Origin of the sequence: Streptomyces ureilyticus (assembly GCF_011045025.1) — a bacterium.
Classification (GTDB): Bacteria; Actinomycetota; Actinomycetes; order Streptomycetales; family Streptomycetaceae; genus Streptomyces; species Streptomyces ureilyticus.
Map to the genome: position 1 here is coordinate 1 of NZ_JAAKZX010000157.1, position 22,815 is coordinate 22,815.

Sequence of the window (22,815 nt, forward strand, 5' to 3'; positions counted from 1 at the left end):
GCCCGGTCCCTCCCATGATCGGCGTCGACACCTTCGACGGCACGACCCTCAAGCCGAAGTGGGAGTGGAACCACAACCCGGACAACACCAAGTGGTCGGTGAACAACGGCCTGACCCTGCGGACGGCGACCGTCACCAACGACCTGTACTGGGCCCGCAACACCCTCACCCACCGCATCCAGGGCCCCACTTCCACCGCCACGGTCCAGCTCGACCACACCGGAATGCGGGACGGCGACCGGGCCGGACTCGCGTTGCTGCGGGACTCGTCCGCGTGGATCGGCGTCAAGCGTGACGGCGGCGCGACGCGGGTGGTGATGGTCAACGGGCTGACCATGGACGGCAATTGGAACACCACCGGCACCGGCACTGAAGCGGCGAGCGCCCCGCTTCCCGGCGGTCGCCTCTGGCTGAGGGTGAACGCCGATATCCGTCCCGGAGCGTCCCGGCCCGGAACCTTCTCCTACAGCACCGACGGCATCAACTTCACCCGCCTCGGCCCCGCCTTCTCCATGGGCAACGACTGGCGGTTCTTCATGGGTTACCGATTCGCCCTCTTCAACCATGCCACCCAGGCACTCGGCGGCTCGGTCCGCGTCACGCGGTTCGAGCTGTCCGCGCCGTGAACGATCCGATCCCCCGCACCATCCACCCGCGCCCGACCGTACGAGCTCACCGCCGACCATCCGACGCTTCCCTGTCAGAAACCGAGGTACCGTCATGCGCCGCAGACTCCTCGCCCTGGTGGCAGCGCTCTCCTCGCTGCCGCTGGCGCTCGCCGCGGCGCCGTCCGCGCACGCGGCCGACCCGACGACGATGACCAACGGGTTCTATGTGGACCCCGACTCCAGCGCGAAGCGATGGGTCGCCGCCAACCCAGGTGACGGCCGGAAACCCGCGATCAACGACTCCATCGCCAACACACCGACGGCCCGCTGGTTCGGCTCCTGGAGCGGCACCATCGGCACCGCCACCGGCGCGTACGCGGGCGCCGCGGACGCCCAGGACAAGCTGCCCATCCTTGTCGCCTACAACATCTACAACCGCGACTACTGCGGCGGGCACTCCGCGGGCGGAGCCGCTTCGCCGTCGGCCTACATGAACTGGATTGCCCAGTTCGCGGGCGGGATCGCGGGCCGCCCGGCCGTCGTCGTCCTCGAACCGGACTCCCTCGGGGACTACGGCTGCATGAACCAGGCCCAGATCGACGAACGCGAGGCCATGCTCACCGGCGCGCTCGCCGAGTTCAACCGCCAGACTCCCAACACCTGGGTCTATCTCGACGCCGGCAACCCGGCCTGGGCGAGCGCGGCGACCATGGCCCAACGCCTCCACGAAGCCGGCCTCCGACAGGCCCACGGCTTCTCCCTCAACGTCTCCAATTACCTGACCACGGCCGAGAACACCGCGTACGGCAACGCCGTCAACAGGGAACTCGGCGCCCGGTACGGCTACACCAAGCCGTTCGTCGTGGACACCAGCCGCAACGGCAACGGCTCCAACGGCCAGTGGTGCAACCCCTCAGGCCGCCGTATCGGCACCCCCACCCAGCTGGGCGGAGGCGCCGAGATGCTCCTGTGGATCAAGGTCCCGGGTGAGTCCGACGGCAACTGCGGCGCCGGAAGCGGCTCCTCGGCCGGACAGTTCCTCCCCGAGGTCGCCTACAAGATGATCTACGGCTACTGATCCAGGACCGCTCCGGCGCGGTTCCGGTACCGGGTCAGGGGCGAGAGCCTTCCTCAGCCCTGCACCCGGCGGTCAGGACCGCACCGGCCGGGGCGCCGTGGAGCAGAAGCGGACCTAGGCTGGAAGCTGCGGCTGGAAACCAGCCCTGACGGGCATGGCTGTCCGGACGGAGGCGTGGCGCGTGGAGATGGCCGACAAGCAGGATGCCCCCACTGCCGCTGTCGTGGTGGACTCGGACGGCCTGGTGAGCGGCTGGAGCGAGGGAGGGCGGCTGCTGCTGGGCTGGACAGCGGAGGACACCGTCGGGCGCCCCGTGACCGACCTGCTGGTCGATCCCCCGCCACCCGGCTTCCCCGAGGGCTACGGCGCCGGCCCCGACCCCACGGGGTTGATCCTCCTGCGCCACCGGGACGGTTCCACGGTGGACGCCGTGGTGGCGGCACACCCGCTGTCCGGCCCCGACGGGCGGGCGCTGGGCCATGTGGTGACCGTCCAGCGCTGGGGACGCCGCCCGGTGATCGCCGACCGGGCCTTCGAGCAGTGCCCCTTCGCTTTGGGCGTCTACGACCCTGAGCTGCGGTTTCTGTGGATCAACGCCTCCTCGGGACGGGTGATAGCGCACTCCGAGGAGCAGGTGCTCGGTAAGAAGTACCGCGAGCTGTTTCCCGAATTCGACCGTGAGATGTTTCCCGAAAGGGACGACAAGCCCTACACCGACCAGCTCGCCGAAGTGGTGAGGACGGGCAAGCCCGCGCGTCTCATGACCGTCTTCCGCCCGCTCGGCAGTAACTACGCCAACGCCTGGGCCACCAGCTTCTGGCCCGTCCGGGATGCCGAGGGCAGGGTCCGCGCGGTCGCCAACTGGGGATTCGACATGAGCGCCGAGTACTGGGCTCGGCAACGCCTGCTCCTGCTCAACGAGGCCACCCGTGGCATCGGCCGGACACTCGACGTGATCGGCACCGCCCAGGAACTGGCCAGGACCCCCGTGCCGGGATTCGTCGACCTCGTCAGCGTGGATCTCTTCGACGAGGTGCTGCGCGGAGAGGAACCGCCCTCCGCGTCCGCGTTCACCCCCGGCGAGACCATCGCGCTCAGGCGTGCCGCCCAGCACAGCGCGAAAGAGGACAAGAAGGACACCGACCGGGCTCCCGGGCCCACAATTCCGGTCAGCCACTCTCCCGGTTCCGTCGCAGCCCGCTGTATGGCCACCGGTAGCTCCGTGGTTGAGCTCGCCGCTGAGCCCGGCCAGGGCGGCGAATGGGCCTTCGGGCCCGGGCTCGCCGCCGACCCGGCCCACTGGCCGCCGGGCAACCCGTTGATCGACGAGTCCCTCGCCGCGAAGGGGCTGACCGGCCGGATCACCGTGCCGCTCCAGGCCCGCGGTGCGCTGCTCGGCGTCGTCGCGTTCTCCCGCAGCGACCGGCCCGAGGCCTTCACCGCCGACGACCTGATCCTCGCCGAAGAGCTGACCGCCAAGGCAGCCGTCGCCATCGACAACGCCCGCCGGTACTCGCGCGAGCGCGCGACCGCGCTGACCCTGCAACGCAGCCTGCTGCTGCAACAGTTGCCGAGCCAGGAGGCGGTCGAGGTGGCATCCCGCTACCTGCCCGCCGGGACCGGCGCGGAAGTGGGTGGTGACTGGTTCGACGTCATTCCGCTCTCCGGTGCCCGGGTCGCCCTGGTCGTCGGCGATGTCGTAGGCCACGGCCTGCACGCCGCCGCGAGCATGGGCCGGCTGCGCACGGCGGTCCGTACGCTCGCCGACGTGGACCTGCCGCCGGACGAGTTGCTGACCCACCTGGACGACCTGGTCATCCACCTCGCCAGCGACCTCCAGCCCGCCGGCCACTTCCAGCCGACCGGCGAGTTCGGGGCCACCTGCCTGTACACCGTCTACGACCCGGTCTCCCGCCGCTTCACACTGGCGAGCGCGGGCCATCCGCTGCCGCTGATCATCTCCCCGGACGGCACCAGGACCCCGGTGGACGCCCAGCCGGGACCACCGCTCGGCATCGGCGGACTGCCTTTCGAAGCGACCGAGCTCGAGCTGCCCGAGGGCAGTCTGCTCGCCCTCTACACCGACGGACTGGTGGAGAGCCGCGAGCTCGATGTCGACCAGAGGATCGCCGAACTGCTGCGAGTCCTGAACCATGCGGCCACCTCACTGGACGGCCTCTGCGACACGGTGATGGACGCCCTTCTTCCCGAACGCCGCACCGACGACGCCGCCCTGCTGCTCGCTCGCACTCACGCGCTGGATCCCCAGCATGTCGCCGACTGGGACGTCGTACCCGACACCGCGCAGGTGCCGCTCGCCAGGAAGTTCGCCCTCGACCAGCTGGAGGCCTGGGGGCTGGAGGAGGCGTCATTCGTCACCGAACTGGTCGTCAGCGAGCTGGTCACCAACGCCATCAGATACGGCGAGCCCCCGATCAGGCTGCGGCTGATTCGCGACACCTCCCTGATCTGCGAGGTCGCCGACGCCAGCAGCACCGCACCGCACCTACGCCGGGCACGCGCCTTCGACGAGGGTGGCCGGGGCCTGCTGCTCGTCGCCCAACTCACCCAGGGGTGGGGTACCCGGCACACCACCGACGGCAAGACGATCTGGTGCGCACAGACTCTCACCGAGCCGGAGCCCGAGCCCGAGCCACGATGAGATCCGAGCCCGGCGGGCCGTCGCCGGGCTCCCGGCAGGGCGTCGCAGCCGTCGCGGAACGAGAGGGTTCGGTGTCGGCAAGGCAACCCAGCCGCTCCCGTGAGCCCGCCAGTGAGAGCGGCACGGCCAGAAGCACGTACGCGACTCGCCGTTCCGTCATGGCATGCCCAAGCGCCGGCGGTACGACGGGAGAGGGCCGGCGTTCGCCAGGACGGCGGCGCAGGCGGTGTTGGTGGCGCAGGCCGGGCCGGGGTTGCGGGGAGGCAGCAGGGTGTTGCCGGTGAATGTGAGGCGGTGGGGGTCTCCGCACCCCTCCTCCGGGTTCTGCTCATCGGCCGGGGGCCAGGCTCCGGGGAACTCTCGTCGTTCGAGCCATTCGGGCACGGCGTCGTCCCAGAAGTTGCCGCGGTAGCGCACGTTCTGGACGGGGCGGTTACCCCATTCCTCGCTGCAGCCGCCGATGGAGGCGACATAGTCGTAGACCGTGTTGCGGTCCACGGTGACCCAGTTGGTGCTGTCGTCGGTGTAGATCCCGACGTTCCAGTCGCCGTGCTTGCTGTCGGTGACCGCGTTGCCGCTGATGACGGCCCCGTCGGCGAAGGAGCTGCCCTGTTCGCCGCGCAGGTAGATGCCGCCTCCGTCCTCGAGGAGCCGGTTCGTCGCGAAGACGCGGTTGTCGAGGATGCGGTTGTTGCGCATGATGCCCCGCAGGTCGTCGCTGGGACCGGAGAGGATGCCGGTGTAGGGCACGTCGTTGACCTGGTTGTACGCGATGGTGGTCTCCTGGGTCGCGGTGTCCCAGATGCCGGAGGCCGCGTGGTATTCCGCGCCGATGTGGTGGATCCAGTTGTTGGTGATCCGGTTGCCGCGGTTGATCCCCTTCTGGTCGGGCGGGACCACCCCCATCAGGATGCCGCCGTCGGAGACGTCGCTGATGACGTTGCCGTCGACGACGTTGTACGAGCTGTTCTCGGACAACTCCAGCGCCTGGGCGCCGAGATGGGTGAAACGGTTGCCCTCGAAGGTGATCCGCTCGGCGGTGCGGAAGGCGACCGTGCCGGGCACCGTGTGCAGCCTCGCGTCTTCGCCCTTCCCGCGCCGCAGGTACATGCTCCACGCGGCGGGAAACCCGGCCGGCTCGCTGGGCGCCAGCCAGGTGGCGTAGGCGAACGTCAGGCCGCGGAAGGCGATGTCGTGGAGGGGACGGCCCGGACGGCCGGTGCCGGTGACCAGGTTCTCCAGGACCGGGGCGACCACCCTGGCCCGGCGCATGTCCTCTCCGGGCCGGGGGAAGTAGAGCACCTCGTGGTGTCCGGGCCGGGAGCGGTCGAGATACCAGCTGCCGGGCTTGGGTGCGAAGCTGGGCGAGTTCTCCACGCTGTTCGGCGCTTCGAGCAACTCCACGCCCTCGTACAGCTCCTGGGCCAGATCCCAGCACGGCTGGTCCATGGTGATCGTGGTCCGGCGGGCGCTGCCGGAGACCCCCGCGACTCCGCAGCGGCCCTCGACAAAGCCGGACCGGTAGACGAACTCGATGTCGCCGGGGTTCCGCCAGGTTCGGGGGACGGTACTGGTGGTGACGTAACCGGTCCTGGTTGCCTTCAGCGTGCCCGGGAAGCCCGTACCGTCGCTCGTGAGCCGCGTGGCGCGCCGGTCCTCGACGTAGAGCTGGCGGGTCTCGAGCCCGCCCACGTCCGCGCGCCAGAATCCCCGGAGCCGCTGGTCCTGCCGCCACCCGGAGATCTGACGGCCGCCACTGATCGTCACCCGCTCCTGTTGCGGTGTCCCGTGGCCGTACGCCTGGTAGATCACCCGGTGGCCGCCCCGGCCGGAGTCCTCCGCGGCCTCCGACAGGCGCAGCGGCGCCTTCAGGTGGTACGTCCCGCCGCGCAGGTTCACCACCAGGTCCGACGTCATCCGCGGCGCCCGGCCGCGTACGGCCTGTTGCGCGCGTGCCGGTGTCGCGAAGGGGCGGTCCAGGGTGCCAGGCCAGGAGTCCTTGCCCCAGGGAGCGACGTACAGCTGCGTCGGAGTCGCCGTTTGGGCCGGTAAGGCCGCCGCTGGAGAGGGCACGGCCGCGACCGAGAGCCCGATCGCCACTGCCGCCTGCGTCACGACGCCTGCTCTTGTCCGCGTACGGAAGATCGCCATGCTGCCTCCTCGATGTACGGAGTTCCAGCCTCGGGCAGCACGAGATGGTGCGCAGTCGTCCTGAGGTAGCGGCATGATCGACCAAAGTCGGAATCTGGGATGGACGTCGACGGAGTGGAGCCAGGATCATCCTGGCTCCACTCCGTGGTGGGGGCGTGTCACTGGAACTGTGCGAAGAACCTCCAGATCTCTGCTTTGGTCCAGGTGGTGACGCCGCTTTCGCCGCCGGAGCCGTCGACCGGACCGGGTCCGTGGCCTCCGTCGAACGCGGCCCATTGGACCGGGTATCCGGCACGGCAGCCCGAGTAGGTGGTGGTGATGTGCGTTCGGCTGCCCGGCGCGGGCTCGCGCGGGCTCTGGGAGGTGCAGCCGTTGTTGCGGACGAAGGTGTCGCGCAGGGACCGTCCTTGCCCGATGTTGAGGACGTTGTCGCTGATGCCGTGGATTCCGAAGTAGGCGATGGGCTGGCTGCCGCCGCTGCACCCGCTGATCTGAGCGCCGGAGATGACCGCGACGGCCCTGAAGGCGTTCGCCCGGCTGCATGCGAGTGCGTAGCTCATGCCGCCGCCCCAGCTGAATCCGGTGGCGAAGCGCTGTGCCGGGTTGACACAGAGGCCGTCCTCGATGCGCCGGATCATGTCGTCGACGAAGGTGACGTCCTCACCGCCCGAATTGGCCCAGCCGTTGCCGAGGCCCTGGGGCGCGACGAGGATTGCGCTGTTGTTCGACTGTTCCTGTTGGCCGTAGTAGGACCAGGCGCTCCCGCTCGTGCCGCCCGAGGCGACGTCGCCGGCGGTTCCGCCCCGCCAGTGGAATGCGAAGATCAGCCGGTAGCGGTGGCTGTTGTCGTAGTTCGGGGGAACCCTGAGGATGAAGCTGCGGCTCTTGCCGCCGCTCTGGATCGTGTGCGTACCGCTCGTCAGAGTCGGAGCGCTGCCGCATGCGCCCTCGCCGCCGCCACCGGACGACAGCTTGACCATCTGCCATTGCTGGTTGGCGCCGCCCCAGTCGGAGTACTGGACGACGTTGCCGCCGTCGGCGGTCGAGGCGCCCTGCACCTCCACCGCCTTGCTGCTGGTGCGGTTGATCAGCCGGACGTGGCCCGCCTCGGAGTCGGCCAGGCGGAACTGCTGGTTGGCCCCGTTGTGGTCGGCCCACTGCTGGAGCGCGGCACCGTCTGCGGTCGAGGAGCCGGCCACGTCGAGAACCTTGCCCGAATGCCGGGCCTTGAGGCGGTAGAAGCCGCCGCCGGAGTCCACGAACTGCCACTGCTGGTTGGCCCCGTCGTGGCGCGTCCACTGGCTGACCCGCGCGCCGTCGGCGGTGGACGTGCCAGAGACGTCCAGCGCCTTGCCGCTGTTGCGGTTGACCAGGACGTACCAGGCGTTGGTGTCCACCGTCGCCGCCTCGGCGGGTGCCGGATTCACCGCGGTGAGCATGCCGATCGCCAGGGTTGCCGCCACCACGGCGGCGACCCGGGACCACCAGCGATGTCTGCGTGGAGGGGCGGGGGAAGCCGCACCGTAGGTCTTCATCGACTCGCCCTTTCGTCTGTGGCAGGTCCCATCAGGCGCGGGTCCAGCGTTGGTTGCTGCCGTTCGAGCAGGTGTAGAGCTGGATCAGGGTGCCGTTGGCGGTACTGCCTCCGACGGCGTCGAGGCAGCGGCCGGACTGGACGCCGACGATGGAACCGTCGGAGTTGACGCGCCATTTCTGGTTGTCGCCGCCCCAGCAGCTGTAGATCTGGACTTTGGCGCCGTCGCCGGTGCCGGCGGCGTCCAGGCACTTGTTGCCGTAGACCTTGAGCTCGCCCGCGGCGGTGTGCGTCCACTGCTGATTGGTGCCGCTGTTGCAGTCCCACAGCTGGACCTGGGTGCCGTCGGCGGTGCCGGAGTTCGGCACGTCCAGGCAACGGCCCGAACCGACACCCTTGGTCTGTCCGGCATTCCCAGGAGGCGTGGAGGAGCCGCCGTTGAGTGCGTTGAGGACGGCGTTGTAGGCGGGCTTCTTGCTGCCGTCGGAGTTGAACAGCAGCGGCGTGTGCTGCGGTCGCCAGGAGTCGCTGTCACGCACACCCCAGACGGTGATGCCGAGGCAGCGCGGGACGGCCAGGCAGTCGTTGGTCACGGCGGCGTAGGTGTTGGGCGAGGCGCCCTGGATGTCGAGCTCGGTGATGGCCACATCCACGCCAAGGGCGGCGAAGCTCTGCAGGGTGGTGCGGAAGTTGCTGTTGTAGGGGCTGCCGTTGTTGAAGTGCGACTGGAAGCCGACGCAGTCGATCGGCACGCCGCGCTGCTTGAAGTCCCGGACCATGCGGTACATGGCCTGGGTCTTGGCCCAGGTCCAGTTCTCGACGTTGTAGTCGTTGTAGCAGAGCTTGGCGGCCGGGTCGGCGGCGCGCGCGGTGCGGAAGGCGACCTCGATCCAGTCGTTGCCGGTGCGCTGCAGGTTGGAGTCGCGGCGGGCTCCCGAATTGCCGTCGTCGAAGGCCTCGTTCACGACGTCCCACTGGGCGATCTTGCCCTTGTAGTGAGCCATCACGCCGTTGATGTGGCCGATCATCGCCTGGCGCAGGTTGCTGCCGCTGAGGCTCTGCATCCAGCCGGGCTGCTGGGAGTGCCAGGCCAGGGTGTGGCCGCGCACCTGCTTGCCGTTCTGCACCGCCCAGTTGTAGACGCGGTCACCGGCGGTGAAGTTGAACTGGCCCCGCTGCGGTTCGGTGGCGTCGATCTTCATCTCGTTCTCGGCCGTCACCGAGTTGAACTCGCGGTTGGCGATCGACGTGTACGTCGAGTCGCCCAGCCTGCCCGAGGCGATGGCGGTTCCGAAGTAGCGGCCACTCTGCGCCGCCGCGGCGCCGAGCGTGCTCTCGGCGGCGTGTGCGGCCGGTGGCGGCGCGGCCAGCGTGGCGACCGTACCGAGGACGCCGGCGACCAGCGCCAGCAGCAGGCCGCGGATCTTCCGGCGGATAACGGATCTGGGAAGGGCATACGAGCCCATGGCTGTGCCTCCAAGGTAGAAGTCACGGAAGGACTGAAGCGCAGGGGAATGCGTCGTCCGCTCTCACTCGGCAGACGAACGGGGCGGGCCGGAACCCGGGCAGCACGGAATCACCGGACATCGCGGTGAGGGGACCGGGCCGATCTCAATCGGTACGGACGGCACCCGGCCGGCCGCCGGGTGACCTACGGCGGGCGGTGGCGGTGTTCCGACACAGGCATGGGGGTACCTCCATCGCGGCTCAGCCGGGGGCCGCCACGCGGCGTCGCGTACCTCTCCAACCGCGCGAAGAGCCACGATGCGCTGGTGCGAACCTCACCGGAACGAAACGGGGGGGCGAAGGTGCTTTGGTGCGCGGATCTGTCGTGCAGCTGTGCGTGGATCTGCCATGCAGCACAGATCGGCCAGGGGCGACATGGTTCGATATCTCGAACTAGGGCCGCTTTCTCAGACAGGGAGATTGAAGTATTGACGATGGATCGTCAATACTCTCCGCAGAAGATGTTTCGATTCGTCGCCCGAAACTTTCTGGAACGCCGCGACAGCTCGTCAAGCCCACATGGGAGGCGCTGTTTATGGACAGATCGGCGACAGGCCTTGACCAGCGGGCCCCGCATTCCTAGCTTGTGGCGTCACAGCATCGGGGAATTCATCGAAACATTCGAGATGCTCTGTCCCCCGGTACGTCCGCTCCGCGCTTCCTCGGTGTCACCTCACCCCCCGCCCCCGAACGGAGGCCCTCTGATGTGGTTTCGCCACCCGTCCCCGGTCAGTCCAAGACGTTTGCTCGCCGTCCTCGCGCCCCTGCTGCTCGTGGCTACCTTCCTCGGTGCCAAGCCCGCCGCCGCGGCGACCGTAGACCCCAACGCCTCGTATGTGCTGGTCAACCGCAGCAGCGGCAAAGCCCTGGACGTCTACAACCGGGCGACCAGCGACGGCGCCCGCATCACCCAGTGGACCAGGAACGATCAGAGCCAGCAGCAGTGGCAGTTCGTCGACTCCGGCGGCGGTTACTACCGCATCAAGTCCCGCCACTCCGGCAAGGTGCTGGACGTCCACAACTTCTCCCCGGCCAACGGCGGCTCGATCGTCCAGTGGGCCGACCTGAACGGCACCAACCAGCAGTTCCGGCTGGCCGACAGCTCGGACGGCTACGTGAGGCTCATCGCGCGCCACAGCAACAAGGCCCTCGAAGTACAAGGCGGCTCCAGCGCCGACAACGCGAGCGTCGTCCAGTACGACGACTGGGGTGGCACCAACCAGCAGTGGCAGCTCGTCAAGGTCGGTGGCGACAACCCCGGCCAGTGCGATCTTCCGTCGACATACCGCTGGACATCAACGGGCGCGCTGGCGCAGCCCAAGCCTGGGTGGGCCTCGCTCAAGGACTTCACCGTCGCCCCCTACAACGGCAAGCACCTCGTCTATGGGACGACGCACGGCGTGGGACAAGGATCGGGCTGGGGCTCGATGAACTTCGGCCTGTTCACCAACTGGCCGGAGATGGCCTCGGCCAGCCAGAACGCGATGTCGAATTCCACCGTCGCGCCCACGCTCTTCTACTTCGCGCCGAAGAACATCTGGGTGCTCGCCTACCAGTGGGGTCGGACCCAGTTCGCCTACCGGACGTCGAGCGACCCCACCAACCCGAATGGCTGGTCAGCGGAGCAGCCGCTCTTCTCCGGAAGCCTCCCCGACTCGGGAACAGGACCCATCGACCAGACGCTCATCGCTGACGGCTCGAACATGTACCTGTTCTTCGCCGGCGACAACGGCAAGATCTACCGGGCCAGCATGCCGATCGGGAACTTCCCGGGCAGTTTCGGCTCGAACTACACAACGATCATGAGCGATACGAGGAACAACCTGTTCGAAGCCCCGCAGGTCTACAAGCTGCAGGGCCAGAACCGCTACCTCATGATCGTCGAGGCGATCGGCTCTCAGGGCCGCTACTTCCGCTCGTTCACGGCCACCAGTCTGAACGGCTCGTGGACACCCCAGGCCGCGACCGAGAGCAACCCCTTCGCCGGCAAGGCCAACAGTGGCGCCACCTGGACCAACGACATCAGCCATGGCGAACTGATCCGCGCCAGCGCCGATCAGACCTTCACCATCGATCCCTGCAACCTGCAGTTCCTCTACCAGGGACGCGACCCCAACTCCGGCGGCGACTACGGCCAATGGCCCTACCGCCCGGGTCTGCTGACACAGCGGCGCTGACGGCGTGACACGGGGTCCGGCTCCGGTAGGGAGCCGGCGGCGGGCTCGGCGGAAGGCCGAGCCCGCACCCGGGTCACGCAACAACGTCAGCTCTCAACCCTTCGACCCAAGGGGCCGCTCCCCTGAACGCCGGTCCGGTCGCCCCGATGGCGACCGGATACAGTGCGCGAGACGGCAGCTTGGGCTTGGAGAGGAAGCGTGACCGACACCAGCAACACCCGGCCCGCCGAGGGTGAAGCGCAAGCGCCGCGGCAGAGCCGACTGCACCGCCTGATGCGCTACATCCCCCTGATCGCCCCCGTCCTGCTGTGGGCCGTGCCCTGCTGGGTGCTCCTGCACACCGGCCAGCGCTGGCCGCTGCCCGTCACGCTGGTCGGCACCGTCCTGTTCGCCTTCGGCCTCATATGTATGCCGCTCGCGATGGGGCGCGGCCACGGCCGGCGCCAGCAGGACCGGGCGGCGATCGTCGGTGACACCCTGCTGGGCGCCAGCTGGGTTCTGTTCACCTGGTCCGTTCTGCTCGGCGTCCTCTTGCGGCTCGCCCTGACCGTGGCCGGCGTCGGCGAAAGTCAGGACCGGGCCCGAATCGTCACTTGGGCCGTCCTCGGCATCACCGCCGTACTGCTCGTCTGGGGGTACGCCGAAGCCCGCCGCGTACCGCGCGTGCGCCGCCTCGACGTAGAACTCCCGCGCCTGGGAGCCGGGTTGGACGGCACCCGCGTCGTCCTCATCACCGACACCCACTACGGCCCACTCGATCGCACCGGCTGGTCGGCACGGGTCTGCGAGACGGTGAACACGCTGGAAGCCGACCTGGTCTGCCACACCGGCGACATCGCGGACGGCACGGCCGAACGCCGCCGCGCTCAGGCCGTCCCACTCGGTACCGTGCGGGCCACCCGTGCCCGGGTCTACGTCACCGGCAACCACGAGTACTACAGCGAGGCCCAGGGCTGGGTCGACCTGATGGACGAACTGGGCTGGGAGCCACTGCGCAACCGCCATCTGCTGCTCGACCGCGGAGGCGACACCCTCGTGGTCGCCGGCGTGGATGACGTCACCGCCGAGTCCTCCGGCCTGGCAGGTCACCGCGCCCACCTCGCCGGAGCCTTGAACGGCGCCGACCCCGACCTGCCCGTCCTGCTCTTGGCCCACCAGCCCAAGTTCGTCGACCGGGCGGCGGCCGACGGCGTCGACCTCCAACTCTCCGGCCACACCCACGGCGGCCAGATCTGGCCTTTCCACCACCTGGTCCGCATCGACCAGCCCGCCCTCGCCGGCCTCAGCCACCACGGCACGCGCACCCTCCTCTACACCAGCCGCGGCACCGGCTTCTGGGGCCCGCCGTTCCGCGTCTTCGCCCCCAGCGAGATCACCCTGCTCGTGCTCCGCTCCCCGCGCCTGACCACCTCGCCGTAGCACTGGGCGGGCCAACACATCCGCTTGGAGCAGTCCACGAACAGAGGGGTCCGGCGTCGACGGATGACCAGGCCGGTCTCGCGGAGGACAAGATCCGGACCATTCCCGGGCCGACGGCTCCAACGAGCCATACCTGGCCCCGTTTTGCGCACCCATGACGGCTGGGGTTGTCAAGGCCCGCAAACGCCCGCCCCGATGCGCTGGTGAGTCGTGCGGGTCGGGTTGTTGCCGCTGCCGGGGCGGGGTGTCCTTGCTGTGGTTCCCCGGAGTTCATGGTCATGCGGAGAGGACTCGCACGCACCCATTCGGCCCCGCCTTGCCAGGCGGGGCCATGCCCCTGGTCCGGGGGCCGGGCTGCTCATTCAGGTCATCGAGCGCGGCGTGGCCGGCTCATGCGGAAAAGCGAGCTCGCCCGGGGCTTGGTGTCCCGTCCGTCGGGAAGGTTTGTCACGTGGGGTGCCCGCCTCCCTCGACGCCTGCACGGTCTCGGCCTCGCGTACCAAATGGTAGGCGTGGGTGAGGAGTTCGCGGGCGATCGCGGTCGTGGCGATCTTCTTGCCGCGCCGCCGGGCGATCCGGGTGTAGGTGTCGGCGTAGGCCGGACTGCGCTTCGCCCGCTGCTACACCGATCGACCTGGTCTCGAACCCCGGAATGATGATGTCCATCGTGATCGTCTCCTTCTCCCATACTCGTGGGCTGCTGCCGCTACACGAAGGCATGAACGAGAGGAGGATCGAAGAGCTGGGTTAGCAGTGGATCAGCAGCGGCAGCCCGAAACCGTCGACAATGAGGACATGGAGATCCTCGTCAAGGTGCTCGGACCGATCGAGGTCACGGATACCGAGGGCCGCCCTGTAGCGGTTGGCAGCCAGCGCCGCCGCGAGCTTCTGGGACGGCTGGCCGCTGCCGGTGGCCGGGCCCTCCCGCTTCAGGTGCTCAATCGGCGATAACTCCCACCCTTCGAACCGAGTCGCCGCACTGGCTTGCGTCAACAACGTCCTCACCCGCACCACCTAGGTCCCCTGCGCGCAGGACTGGACCAATGCCGCGCAGTCCTCCATGATGACGGTGCCATGACAATTCATGCCTCAGGGTGGTGACCGTGCGCGGATCCTTCATCAGGGCCATGGCCACACTGGCCGCCGTACTTCTCCTGGTGGCCCTGGCGCCCATTGCCGAGGCAGCAGCTGGGCGAGAGACCGCCCCCGAGGCCGGCGCCCGGCCCGAAGTCGCCGCGACCGCGGTGGACTGGACGCCGCCGCTCAGCACGCGGGGTCGTTGGATCGTCGACGCGGACGGCGACCGCTTCAAGCTGCGGTCCGGCAACTGGCACGGAGCCAGCGGCACTTGGAACGGTTCAGGAAGCACGGACGAGGACGCCGACCACCACGCGGGTGAGAACTCCGGCCGGATACCGCTCGGCCTGGACCGTGCCCCCATGGCCGAGATCATCGCCGACTTCCAGGAGATCGGAATCAACAGCATCCGGCTGCCCTTCTCCAACGAGATGATCCACGACAGCGTCCCTGTCAAGGACGACGCCGTCGCCGCCAATCCCTCCCTGCGCGGCAGGACCCCGCTACAGGTGTACGACGCCGCGGTACGGGAACTCACCGCCGCCGGGCTCGCGGTGATCCTGAACAACCACACCAACACCACACGCTGGTGCTGCGGAGTCGACGGCAACGAACGCTGGAACGCGAGCCAGTCCGCCGAGACCTGGGAGAACGACTGGCTCTTCATGGCCCGCCGGTACCGGGACAACCAGCGCGTCGTCGGCGCCGACCTCTACAACGAGGTGCGCCGCAATGTCTGGGACGACCCCAACTGGGGGCTCGGTGACAACCACGACTGGTTCGCCGCCTCGCAGCGCGTCGGTGACCGCATCCTGACGGAGGCCGACCCCGACCTCCTGATCATCGTGGAGGGCATCAACTGGACCGGCATCCCCGTCGACGGACTCCCCCACGAACGCCCCACCCTGGAGCCCGTACGCCGCCTCTCGCACACGCTTGTCGACTCCGGCAAGCTCGTGTACTCCGCTCACTTCTACGACTACACAGGCCCGAACCACAGCGGCGCCACCGGAACGGGCGAGACCACCGACCCCCGCTACCGCGACCTGACCCCCACCGAACTGGTCGACGTACTGAACCGCCAGGCGTTCTTCGTCACCGCCGAACAGGACCGGCACTTCACCGCTCCCGTCTGGATCAGCGAGTTCGGCATCGGAGGCCGTGACGAGACCGGCCAGAAGCAGCGCGCCTGGTTCGAGAACTTCGTCGACCATCTGATCCGCACAGACGCCGACTTCGCGTACTGGCCGCTCGTCGGTTGGCACGAGGACCGCAAGGGCAACGGCTGGGCCCTTCTGCACTGGGACGCCGAGGGCCGCCGCATGGGCCTCTACGACGGCGACGACTGGCGAGCCACCGCCTGGACCCGGCTCATCCAGGCCCAGGGTCGCACCGGCCCGGTGGAGCCCGTGGCGGACTGGTCGATGCTCAGCCCGGATCACGGCGACTTCGTCCAGTCGCGGCGGATACGGGCCCTGCCCGACTGGGACTCCGGCGCCCGCAAGGCTGTGTGCCCCGACGGACAGCGGCTGCTCGGCCTCAGCCACACCGGCAACCGGGGCCTGTGCTCGGACGTGTCCGCCGGCCCCTTGTGGGACCCGGCCGGCGGACATGTGGTGGTCGTCGACGACCGGTACGTCAGGCCGGGCCACGACTGGGCGTCCGGATACACCAAACTCCAGTGCGCCGACGGCCACTTCCTGACCGGCTACAGCGTTCGCGGCTCCGCCGTCTCCGCCGCCCTGTGCGCGGCCGCTCCGGCCGGCGGGCTCGGCACGGGCGGCCGTACCGTCTGGTTCGACCGCGGCGACAACAGGGGCTCGGCCGCCAAGGGCGGCGACTTCGCGCAGGGCCACTACAAGGGCCAGTGCGCGGACGACGAGTACGCGGCCGGGATCGCGTACACGGGTCGGGTGGGCTCAGCACGGACTCCGGACGCGATGTACTGCCGAAAACTGGGCTGACCGGCTGCGCCACCAGGGTCACCGTGCCGGGCTCCGCCGAGCGGTTCGGGGCACCGCCGGGTCCTACGGACCCCGGTCGGCTCATCTCGTCCCGTACCCGCCGCCCGACAGGGTCCGCAGCGCCGAGGTCACGGCATCGGCCATCGCCCGACGCGCCGCGGTGAGGGCCGGGCGGGGGTCGACGACCGTGGGCGCCGCGGCAAGTGTGTCGCGGACCGCGCCGGTGAAGGCGGCATTCAGTGCCGTACCGATGTTGACCTTGACCATGCCGGCCGCCACCGCCTGCCGGAGCTCCACATCGGGCACGCCCGTCGCGCCGTGCAGAACCAGCGGCACAGGGACCGCCTCCGCGAGGCGGGCGATGAGACCGTGGTCCAGCCGGGCGGTGCGTGTGGTCATCGCGTGGGAGCTGCCGACCGCGACGGCGAGTGCGTCGACCCCGGTGGCGGACACGAAGTCGCACGCCTGATCGGGGTCCGTACGTGCCGAGGGGGCGTGCACTCCGTCCTTGCCGCCGATCTCGCCGAGTTCCGCCTCCACCCACAGGCCCTGGGCGTGCGCCCACCGCGCCGCGGCGCGCGTGGCGGCGACGTTCTCGGCGTGCGGCAGCGCGGACGCGTCGAACATGACGGATCCGAAGCCGCAGTCCGCGGCGCGGCGCAGCAGCGCTTCGTCGGTGACATGGTCGAGGTGCAGCGCCACGGGGACGGCGGCCGCCTCGGCGAGCGCGGCGGTGGCGCGGGCTATCGGGGCGAGGCGGCTGTCGTGGAACCGCACGGCGTTCTCGCTGATCTGGCAGATGACCGGGCAGCCCACGGCTTCCGCCCCGGTGACCACGGCCTCGGCGTGCTCCAGGGTGATCACGTTGAAGGCGCCGACGGCCCGTCTGCCGCGGCGCGCGGAGCTCATCACGTCGGCGGTGGGAGTCAGCGGCACGGACGGCCTCCGATCGCGGCGTGTGAGGGCTGCGACAGCGGCAAGGGCTTACGGGAAGTGCAGGGTTTTGCTCGTTTGGCGACCATAAAGCACCCAATCAAGCGTTGTGATTCCATGGAGGTGCGCGCATCGTGGCGCACACCACGGACAGGGAGTTGTGAGACATGGCGGGACCGCAGGCCCGGTGGAGCGCACTGCTGGAGATGCTGACGCGCGACGGGCGGATCGAAGTCGAGGCGGCTGCCGAGGAGTTGGGGGTCTCCGCCGCGACGATCAGGCGAGACCTCGACGAGTTGGCCCGCCAGCAGATGGTCACCCGCACGCACGGCGGGGCCGCGCTCAACGCCATCGCCTACGACCTGCCACTGCGCTACAAGGCCGCGCGCAATGCTCCGGAGAAGGAGCGGATCGCGCACGCGGCCGCCGAGTTGGTGAAGGCCGGCGCCGTGGTGGGGTTGAACGGCGGCACCACGACCACCGAGGTGGCGCGGGCACTGGCCACCCGCGCTGACCTGAGTTCCGGCGGCGCGGAGACGGCGGTCACCGTGGTGACCAATGCCCTGAACATCGCCAACGAGCTGGTCGTGCGGCGCCACGTCAAGCTCGTGGTGACCGGTGGAGTGGCCCGCCCTGCGTCCTATGAGCTGATCGGGCCGCTGGCCACCGAACTGCTCGCGGAGATCGCACTGGACCTGGTCTTCATCGGGGTGGATGCCATCGATGTGGCCCACGGGGCGACCGCCCACCACGAGGGCGAGGCCAGCATCAACCGGGCGCTGGCCCGCCGCGCGGAGCGGGTCGTCGCGGTCGCCGACTCCTCCAAGCTGGGCCAACGGGCCTTCGCCCGCATCTGCCCGGTGGAGGAGATCGACGTCCTGGTGACCGACAAGGCCGCCTCGGACGAGCTGACCAAGTCGTTCATGGCGGCCGGCGTGGAGGTCATCCGCGCCTGACACCGCACGGCCTGACACCGCACGCCGCTCCCGTGCCGGCCCCGGCCTCGACGCGCATCCCGTCGTCATCCCCGGACGCCGCCCGCGGTCAGGCCGGAGACAAGGTGGCGCTCCACGAAGACGAACAGCACCACCACGGGCACGATCGCGACGAGCGAAGTGGCGAACAGGTACTGCCACTGCTCGTGGTACGAGGTGACGAAGCCGGGAATCGCCTTGGTCAGGGTCATCCGGTTGCTGGACGAGGTGATGGTGAGCGCCACCACGTACTCGTTCCACGCGGCGATGAAGGTGTAGACGAGCGCGGTCACCACACCGGGCATCGCGAGCGGCAGTACGACACGGGTGAGGGCGCCGAACCGCCCGGTGCCGTCGAGCCAGGCCGCCTCCTCCAGTTCCCGGGGGATGCTGGCGAAGTACGCGTTGAGGATCCACACGCAGAACGGCAGGTTGAACGCGGCGTTCACCAGGATGAGGCCCTCGGCGGTGTCGGTCAGGTCGAGGCTGACCATCTCCCGGTAGATGCCGACCAGCAGTGCGGTCGGCGCGAACATCTGGGTGACGAGTACGAGCAGCAGGAAGGCGCCGCGCCCGCGGAAGCGGTGCCGGGCGGTGTAGTACGCGGCGGGCATCCCGACGGCCAGGGCGAGCAGCGTCGCCGCCCCGGCGACGTACAGCGAGAAGACCAGCGCGTCCGCGACGCGCGGGTCGGTGAGTGACCAGATGTGCGTGAAGTTCGACCACTCCCATCGGGAGGGCAGATAGGACGGCGGGGACTTCATCAGTTCGGGCGTCGGTTTGAGCGCCGTCAGCAGCATTTCCGCGTAGGGCGCGAGAAACGCCAGCGCCACCAGCCATCCGACGGCGGTGAGCAGGACGGTGCGCAGCTTCATCGGTCTTGGCCGCCTCCTGCGCGGCGCGGCTTTGCGGGGGTCGACGGCGGTCCTGCTCACGTGGTGTCCTCCTGTCGGCGGACGAAGCGCAGATAGACCAGCACCACAGCCAGGATCAGCCCGAAATTGACGACGGCCATGGCGGCCGACTCCCCCACCGACTGGTTGTCGAAGGCGAGTTTGTACAGGTAGGTGGTGGTCGTGTCGGAGGCGAAACCGGGGCCGCCGCGCGTCATGGCCCAGATGATGGGGAACGAGTTGAACACGTTGATGACGTTGATGATCGCGGCGACCACCAGTGAGGGCCGCAGCAGCGGCAGGGTGATGCCCAGGTAGCCGCGGACCGGGCCGGCGCCGTCCACCCGCGCCGCCTCGTACACCTCGGCGGGGATGCTCTGCAGGCCGGCCAGCAGGACGAACGAGGTGAACGGCAGCGAGACGAACACCGCCACGCCCATCATCGCGGCGAGGGCCAGACCCGGTTTGGCCAGCCAGTTGACGGGCGCGTCCAGCACACCGAGGTCCATGAGCAGCCGGTTGACCACGCCGTAGAAATTGTTGAGCATCCAGCGCCAGATGAGCGCCGTCATCAGCACGGACGAGGCCCAGGGCACGATCAGCGCCCACCGCACCAGCCTGCGCCCGGGGAACCGGGAGTTCAGCAGCGCGGCCAGGCCGAGAGAGAGCACGAGCGTGACGGTGACGACTCCGACGACCCACACGAGGGTGCGCAGCAGTACTCCGGGCAGGTCGCCCTGGGCGAACAGGTCGGTGTAGTTGCGGACGCCGGCGAACCCCTGGGACTGTCCGGTGGAGCTCACCCGTGTCAGGGACGTACGGATCATCTCGATGACCGGCCAGACGACCATGGTCAGGATGAGGAGGGTCGCGGGACCGAGCCACAACACGGGCTCCAGCACGCGCCAAGTCCTGCGACGGCGGCGCGGCGAGGGTTGCGCCGGCGCCACTGGGGCCGGGTGTTCGGCCCCGGTGGCGCTCACAGTGACATCGTGTACGGCCACCGAGGTCAGTCGCCCTTCTGCGCGGTCTTCTGGATCTCGCCCAGGACCTTCGCCGGGTCGCCGCCCGCCACCGCCGTGCCGATGCGCTGTTTCACGGCGCCGTCGACCGCGGCCCATGCGGGGTCGTCGGTGGGGGCGAACTCCGCGTCGGAGAGGGCGTCGACGAACGGCTTGTAGTAGGCGGCGTCCCGGCTGTCGGAACTGAGCACCTCACCGGCCGACTTGGTGACCGACAGGAACCCCTCGGTGGAGACGAACTCGGCGGCGTTCTCCTTCTGGTAGAAGAAGTCGAGGAACTTCTTCACCGCTGCCTTGTTCGACCCGTCGCCCTTCTTGAAGGCGACGAGGTAGTCCTGCACACCGAGCGTCTTGTGCGTACTGCCGTCCTTGCTCGGCAGCGGCGCGACGCCGTAGTTCAGTTTCTCGTCGACCGGGTCGATGAAGCCCTTCCGCATGAAGACCGCCCCGTTCAGCATGCCGATCCTGCCCTGGGCGAACTGGTTGAAGACGTCCTTGCGGTTGGTGGTCTCCGGGTTGGGCTGGGTGACCTTGTCCTTCGTCAGTTTCCGCAGATAGGTGAGCGTGTCGACGTTGGCCTGCTGGTCGATGGCCCACTTGCCCGAGGCGTCGGTCCAGCCGCCGCCGTTGTTCATCGCCCAGATCTGGAACTCGGCCTGGGCCTCCTCGGGGCCCAGGGGCAGCCCGAGGCCGATGTAACCGGCCTGCTTGATCTTCTTGGCGGCGGCCTCGACCTCGGCCCAGGTGGACGGCGGCCGGTCGATGCCCGCCTTGGCGAAGATGTCCTTGTTGTAGAAGAACAGGCGCGCGCTGGAGATGAAGGGCAGGCCGTACTGGGTTCCCTCGTACTGCGCCTTCTGCCGGAACAACGGGAGGAAGTCGGTCAGCACCTTGGGAGAGACGACGTCCTGCGCCTTGTGGACCAGGCCGTCACGGGCGAAGTCGGAGAACTTGTTGTAGTTGAGGATGTCGGGTTCCTGCTTGGTCTGGACGTACGTCTTGACCTTGGAGTCCATCTGCTCCCAGTCGACGACTTCGAGATTCACCCGGTAGCCGGGGTTCGCGGATTCGAAGTCCTTGATCAGCGCCGTCCAGTAGGCCTGGGTGTCGTCGTCGTACTTCGCCGCGACGAACCTGATCGTCCTGCCGTCGGACCCGCCGCTGTCCGACGAGCTGCCCTTGCCGCATCCGGTGAGGGCCAGTGCCAGGGACAGTCCCCCGGCGAGGCATGCGAGGTGCCGTTTCACGGAGTACCTCTCCGCACGCATGGCGTGCTTCGTCAAGCGCGTGCTCGCCTGATGGCGCGCGCTTGCTTGTTTATGCTCGATTACTGGTGTTATCAATCATCCAACGACATGATGCTCAATGAAACGCGCACGGCGTCAAGGGCCGTCACATCACGTATCGGTCACACCGCGCGCCCAAGAGGGGAGACTCCCGATGAGTCAGACCGAGATCGAGATCGCCACCCAGCCCGACTGCTGGCGGCAGGCCGTGGCACTGGCCCGGCAGCCCGACGGCCTCGCCTCGCTGCCCCGAACCGGCGAGCGGGTGGCCGTCGTCGGCTGCGGGACGTCCTGGTTCATCGCCCAGGCGTACGCGGCGCTGCGGGAGTCGGATGGCCACGGCGAGACCGACGCCTTTCCCGCCTCCGAGATGCCGGACGGGCGTGCCTACGACCGGGTGGTCGCGCTGACCCGGTCCGGCACCACGACCGAGGTGCTGGAGCTGCTCCGCCGACTGCGCGGGCGCACCCCCACGACCGCGGTGACCGCGGTACCGCAGTCGCCGGTGACGGGGCTGGCGGACGCCGCCGTCGTGCTCGACTTCGCCGACGAGATCTCGGTCGTCCAGACCCGGTTCGCCAGCACGGAACTGGTGCTCCTGCGGGCGCATTTGGGCGAGGACCTGGGACATCTGCCGCAGCAGGGGCACTCCGCGCTGGACGAACCGCTGCCGGCCGGGGTGCTCGAGGCCGAGCAGTTCACCTTCCTGGGGCAGGGCTGGGCCTACGGGATCGCCCAGGAGGCGGCGCTGAAGATGCGTGAGGCGGCGGGCGCCTGGACGGAGGCCTATCCGGTGATGGAGTACCGGCACGGCCCGATCAGCGTCACCGGACCCGGCCGCGTGGCGTGGTGGTTCGGAGACCCGGCGGCCCTTCCGTCCGGTCTCGCCGACGACATCGCCCGCACCGGCGGGCAGTTGGTGGCACTCGGCCGGGACCCCCTGTCCGACCTCGTCGTGGTGCACCGGCTCGCCACCGCCCTTGCCTCGGCACGCGGGCTGGACCCGGACAATCCGCGCCATCTGGCCCGTTCCGTGATCCTGACCTGACCGGGCGTCTCCGGACTGATCTCGGGGAAGTCGCAGAATTTACCCGTCCGTTACGAACGGATTCCGGGCCCGTCGAGGCCTCTCAGCGGGCCCCGGGACGGACCGCCACCAGGGACAACAACTGTTCCACGACAACCCTCGGGGCCCTTGGGAAGCCGCATGTCCCGCAGGTTGACAGGTGGCGGCTGCCGCAAGAACATGAGCGAAATCGCTTGGAATCTTGCATCTGCACGCAGCATCAAACAGACATCAAGCCCTCCCCGGCGCCGCGCTTCCTCGTGACCGCGCACTCCGCACGCCACCGGCACCACGCACCGCAGCTCCTGAGTCACCGTCACCGTCCTGTCCGACAGGAGGACACGAGTGCATGCCCGACTGAGCAGTCCCGGCGGCCTGTTGCTCGCTGCCGCCCTGACCGCCGCCATGCTGATGGCGCCCGTCACCGGCTCTACCGCGGCAACGGCCGCCGGGACTGCTCAGTCG

General features: G+C 69.1%; 16 protein-coding genes. 8 read left to right on the forward strand and 8 right to left on the reverse strand.

What is annotated here, in order from left to right; translation table 11 throughout:
- The 3 genes from G6048_RS34550 to G6048_RS34560 all read left to right on the forward strand — a co-directional run.
- Positions 1-626: beta-xylosidase family glycoside hydrolase (locus G6048_RS34550; RefSeq protein WP_456243426.1), on the forward strand; the 626-nt coding region annotated here is incomplete at its 5' end.
- 94 nt (positions 627-720) lie between these two features.
- A complete protein-coding gene (locus G6048_RS34555) occupies positions 721-1,686 on the forward strand; it encodes a glycoside hydrolase family 6 protein (protein ID WP_165343540.1) in 966 nt (321 codons plus the stop codon).
- Between the two features lie 154 nt (positions 1,687-1,840).
- Positions 1,841-4,348 (forward strand): SpoIIE family protein phosphatase, encoded by a 2,508-nt coding sequence (locus G6048_RS34560; RefSeq protein WP_235990708.1) that lies wholly within the window; start codon positions 1,841-1,843, stop codon positions 4,346-4,348.
- A 156-nt stretch (positions 4,349-4,504) separates the two neighbouring features.
- On the opposite strand, the gene G6048_RS34565 is transcribed toward G6048_RS34560, so the two are convergent.
- The 3 genes from G6048_RS34565 to G6048_RS34575 all read right to left on the reverse strand — a co-directional run bounded on the left by G6048_RS34565 (position 4,505) and on the right by G6048_RS34575 (position 9,499).
- Positions 4,505-6,499 carry a right-handed parallel beta-helix repeat-containing protein gene (locus tag G6048_RS34565; RefSeq protein WP_165343541.1) on the reverse strand — a complete coding sequence of 665 codons (1,995 nt, stop codon included), beginning with the start codon at positions 6,497-6,499 and terminating at the stop codon, positions 4,505-4,507.
- A gap of 158 nt (positions 6,500-6,657) precedes the next feature.
- Positions 6,658-8,034 (reverse strand): RICIN domain-containing protein, encoded by a 1,377-nt coding sequence (locus tag G6048_RS34570; protein ID WP_235990710.1) that lies wholly within the window; start codon positions 8,032-8,034, stop codon positions 6,658-6,660.
- A 31-nt stretch (positions 8,035-8,065) separates the two neighbouring features.
- Positions 8,066-9,499, reverse strand: a complete 1,434-nt coding sequence (locus G6048_RS34575; RefSeq protein ID WP_165343542.1) for an endo-1,4-beta-xylanase — start codon at positions 9,497-9,499, stop codon at positions 8,066-8,068.
- 744 nt (positions 9,500-10,243) lie between these two features.
- Here G6048_RS34575 and G6048_RS34580 point away from each other — a divergent pair.
- Both G6048_RS34580 and G6048_RS34585 read left to right on the forward strand, forming a co-directional pair.
- Positions 10,244-11,716: a non-reducing end alpha-L-arabinofuranosidase family hydrolase gene (locus G6048_RS34580; protein WP_165343543.1), complete on the forward strand. Its 1,473-nt coding sequence runs from the start codon at positions 10,244-10,246 to the stop codon at positions 11,714-11,716.
- A gap of 198 nt (positions 11,717-11,914) precedes the next feature.
- Positions 11,915-13,135: a metallophosphoesterase gene (locus G6048_RS34585; RefSeq protein ID WP_165343544.1), complete on the forward strand. Its 1,221-nt coding sequence runs from the start codon at positions 11,915-11,917 to the stop codon at positions 13,133-13,135.
- Between the two features lie 747 nt (positions 13,136-13,882).
- Here G6048_RS34585 and G6048_RS34590 read toward each other — a convergent pair.
- Positions 13,883-14,128, reverse strand: a complete 246-nt coding sequence (locus tag G6048_RS34590) for a hypothetical protein (RefSeq protein ID WP_165343545.1) — start codon at positions 14,126-14,128, stop codon at positions 13,883-13,885.
- Positions 14,129-14,262: 134 nt separating this feature from the next.
- Between G6048_RS34590 and G6048_RS34595 the strand changes: the two genes are divergently transcribed.
- Positions 14,263-16,176, forward strand: coding sequence for a glycoside hydrolase family 5 protein (locus G6048_RS34595; RefSeq protein WP_206342479.1), 1,914 nt, complete (start codon positions 14,263-14,265; stop codon positions 16,174-16,176).
- A gap of 81 nt (positions 16,177-16,257) precedes the next feature.
- Here G6048_RS34595 and G6048_RS34600 read toward each other — a convergent pair whose 3' ends face one another.
- Complete coding sequence (locus tag G6048_RS34600; protein ID WP_165343547.1) at positions 16,258-17,112, reverse strand: class II fructose-bisphosphate aldolase; 855 nt, start codon at positions 17,110-17,112, stop codon at positions 16,258-16,260.
- A 164-nt stretch (positions 17,113-17,276) separates the two neighbouring features.
- Between G6048_RS34600 and G6048_RS34605 the strand changes: the two genes are divergently transcribed.
- The gene (locus tag G6048_RS34605) at positions 17,277-18,065 is read left to right on the forward strand and encodes a DeoR/GlpR family DNA-binding transcription regulator (protein ID WP_165343548.1); all 789 of its coding nucleotides are present in this window, start codon (positions 17,277-17,279) and stop codon (positions 18,063-18,065) included.
- A 65-nt stretch (positions 18,066-18,130) separates the two neighbouring features.
- On the opposite strand, the gene G6048_RS34610 is transcribed toward G6048_RS34605, so the two are convergent.
- The 3 genes from G6048_RS34610 to G6048_RS34620 form a co-directional block, all read right to left on the reverse strand.
- Positions 18,131-18,958, reverse strand: coding sequence for a carbohydrate ABC transporter permease (locus tag G6048_RS34610; RefSeq protein ID WP_165343549.1), 828 nt, complete (start codon positions 18,956-18,958; stop codon positions 18,131-18,133).
- Positions 18,959-19,014: 56 nt separating this feature from the next.
- Entirely contained in the window at positions 19,015-19,878 is an 864-nt protein-coding gene (locus G6048_RS34615; RefSeq protein ID WP_328827830.1) for a carbohydrate ABC transporter permease, read from the reverse strand.
- A gap of 107 nt (positions 19,879-19,985) precedes the next feature.
- Positions 19,986-21,245: an extracellular solute-binding protein gene (locus G6048_RS34620; RefSeq protein ID WP_165343550.1), complete on the reverse strand. Its 1,260-nt coding sequence runs from the start codon at positions 21,243-21,245 to the stop codon at positions 19,986-19,988.
- Positions 21,246-21,438: 193 nt separating this feature from the next.
- On the opposite strand from G6048_RS34620, the gene G6048_RS34625 reads away from it, so the two are divergent.
- On the forward strand, positions 21,439-22,332 hold the full coding sequence (locus G6048_RS34625; RefSeq protein ID WP_165343551.1) for an SIS domain-containing protein: 894 nt from the start codon (positions 21,439-21,441) through the stop codon (positions 22,330-22,332).
- Positions 22,333-22,815: the final 483 nt, after the last annotated feature.

Bases quoted from the DNA above. Each gene is read 5' to 3' on its own strand.
- G6048_RS34555 (WP_165343540.1), top strand. From the start codon at position 721: ATGCGCCGCAGACTCCTCGCCCTGGTGGCAGCGCTCTCCTCGCTGCCG.
- G6048_RS34560 (WP_235990708.1), top strand. From the start codon at position 1,841: ATGGCTGTCCGGACGGAGGCGTGGCGCGTGGAGATGGCCGACAAGCAG.
- G6048_RS34565 (WP_165343541.1), bottom strand. From the start codon at position 6,499: ATGGCGATCTTCCGTACGCGGACAAGAGCAGGCGTCGTGACGCAGGCG.
- G6048_RS34570 (WP_235990710.1), bottom strand. From the start codon at position 8,034: ATGAAGACCTACGGTGCGGCTTCCCCCGCCCCTCCACGCAGACATCGC.
- G6048_RS34575 (WP_165343542.1), bottom strand. From the start codon at position 9,499: ATGGGCTCGTATGCCCTTCCCAGATCCGTTATCCGCCGGAAGATCCGC.
- G6048_RS34580 (WP_165343543.1), top strand. From the start codon at position 10,244: ATGTGGTTTCGCCACCCGTCCCCGGTCAGTCCAAGACGTTTGCTCGCC.
- G6048_RS34595 (WP_206342479.1), top strand. From the start codon at position 14,263: ATGGCCACACTGGCCGCCGTACTTCTCCTGGTGGCCCTGGCGCCCATT.
- G6048_RS34605 (WP_165343548.1), top strand. From the start codon at position 17,277: ATGGCGGGACCGCAGGCCCGGTGGAGCGCACTGCTGGAGATGCTGACG.
- G6048_RS34610 (WP_165343549.1), bottom strand. From the start codon at position 18,958: ATGAAGCTGCGCACCGTCCTGCTCACCGCCGTCGGATGGCTGGTGGCG.
- G6048_RS34625 (WP_165343551.1), top strand. From the start codon at position 21,439: ATGAGTCAGACCGAGATCGAGATCGCCACCCAGCCCGACTGCTGGCGG.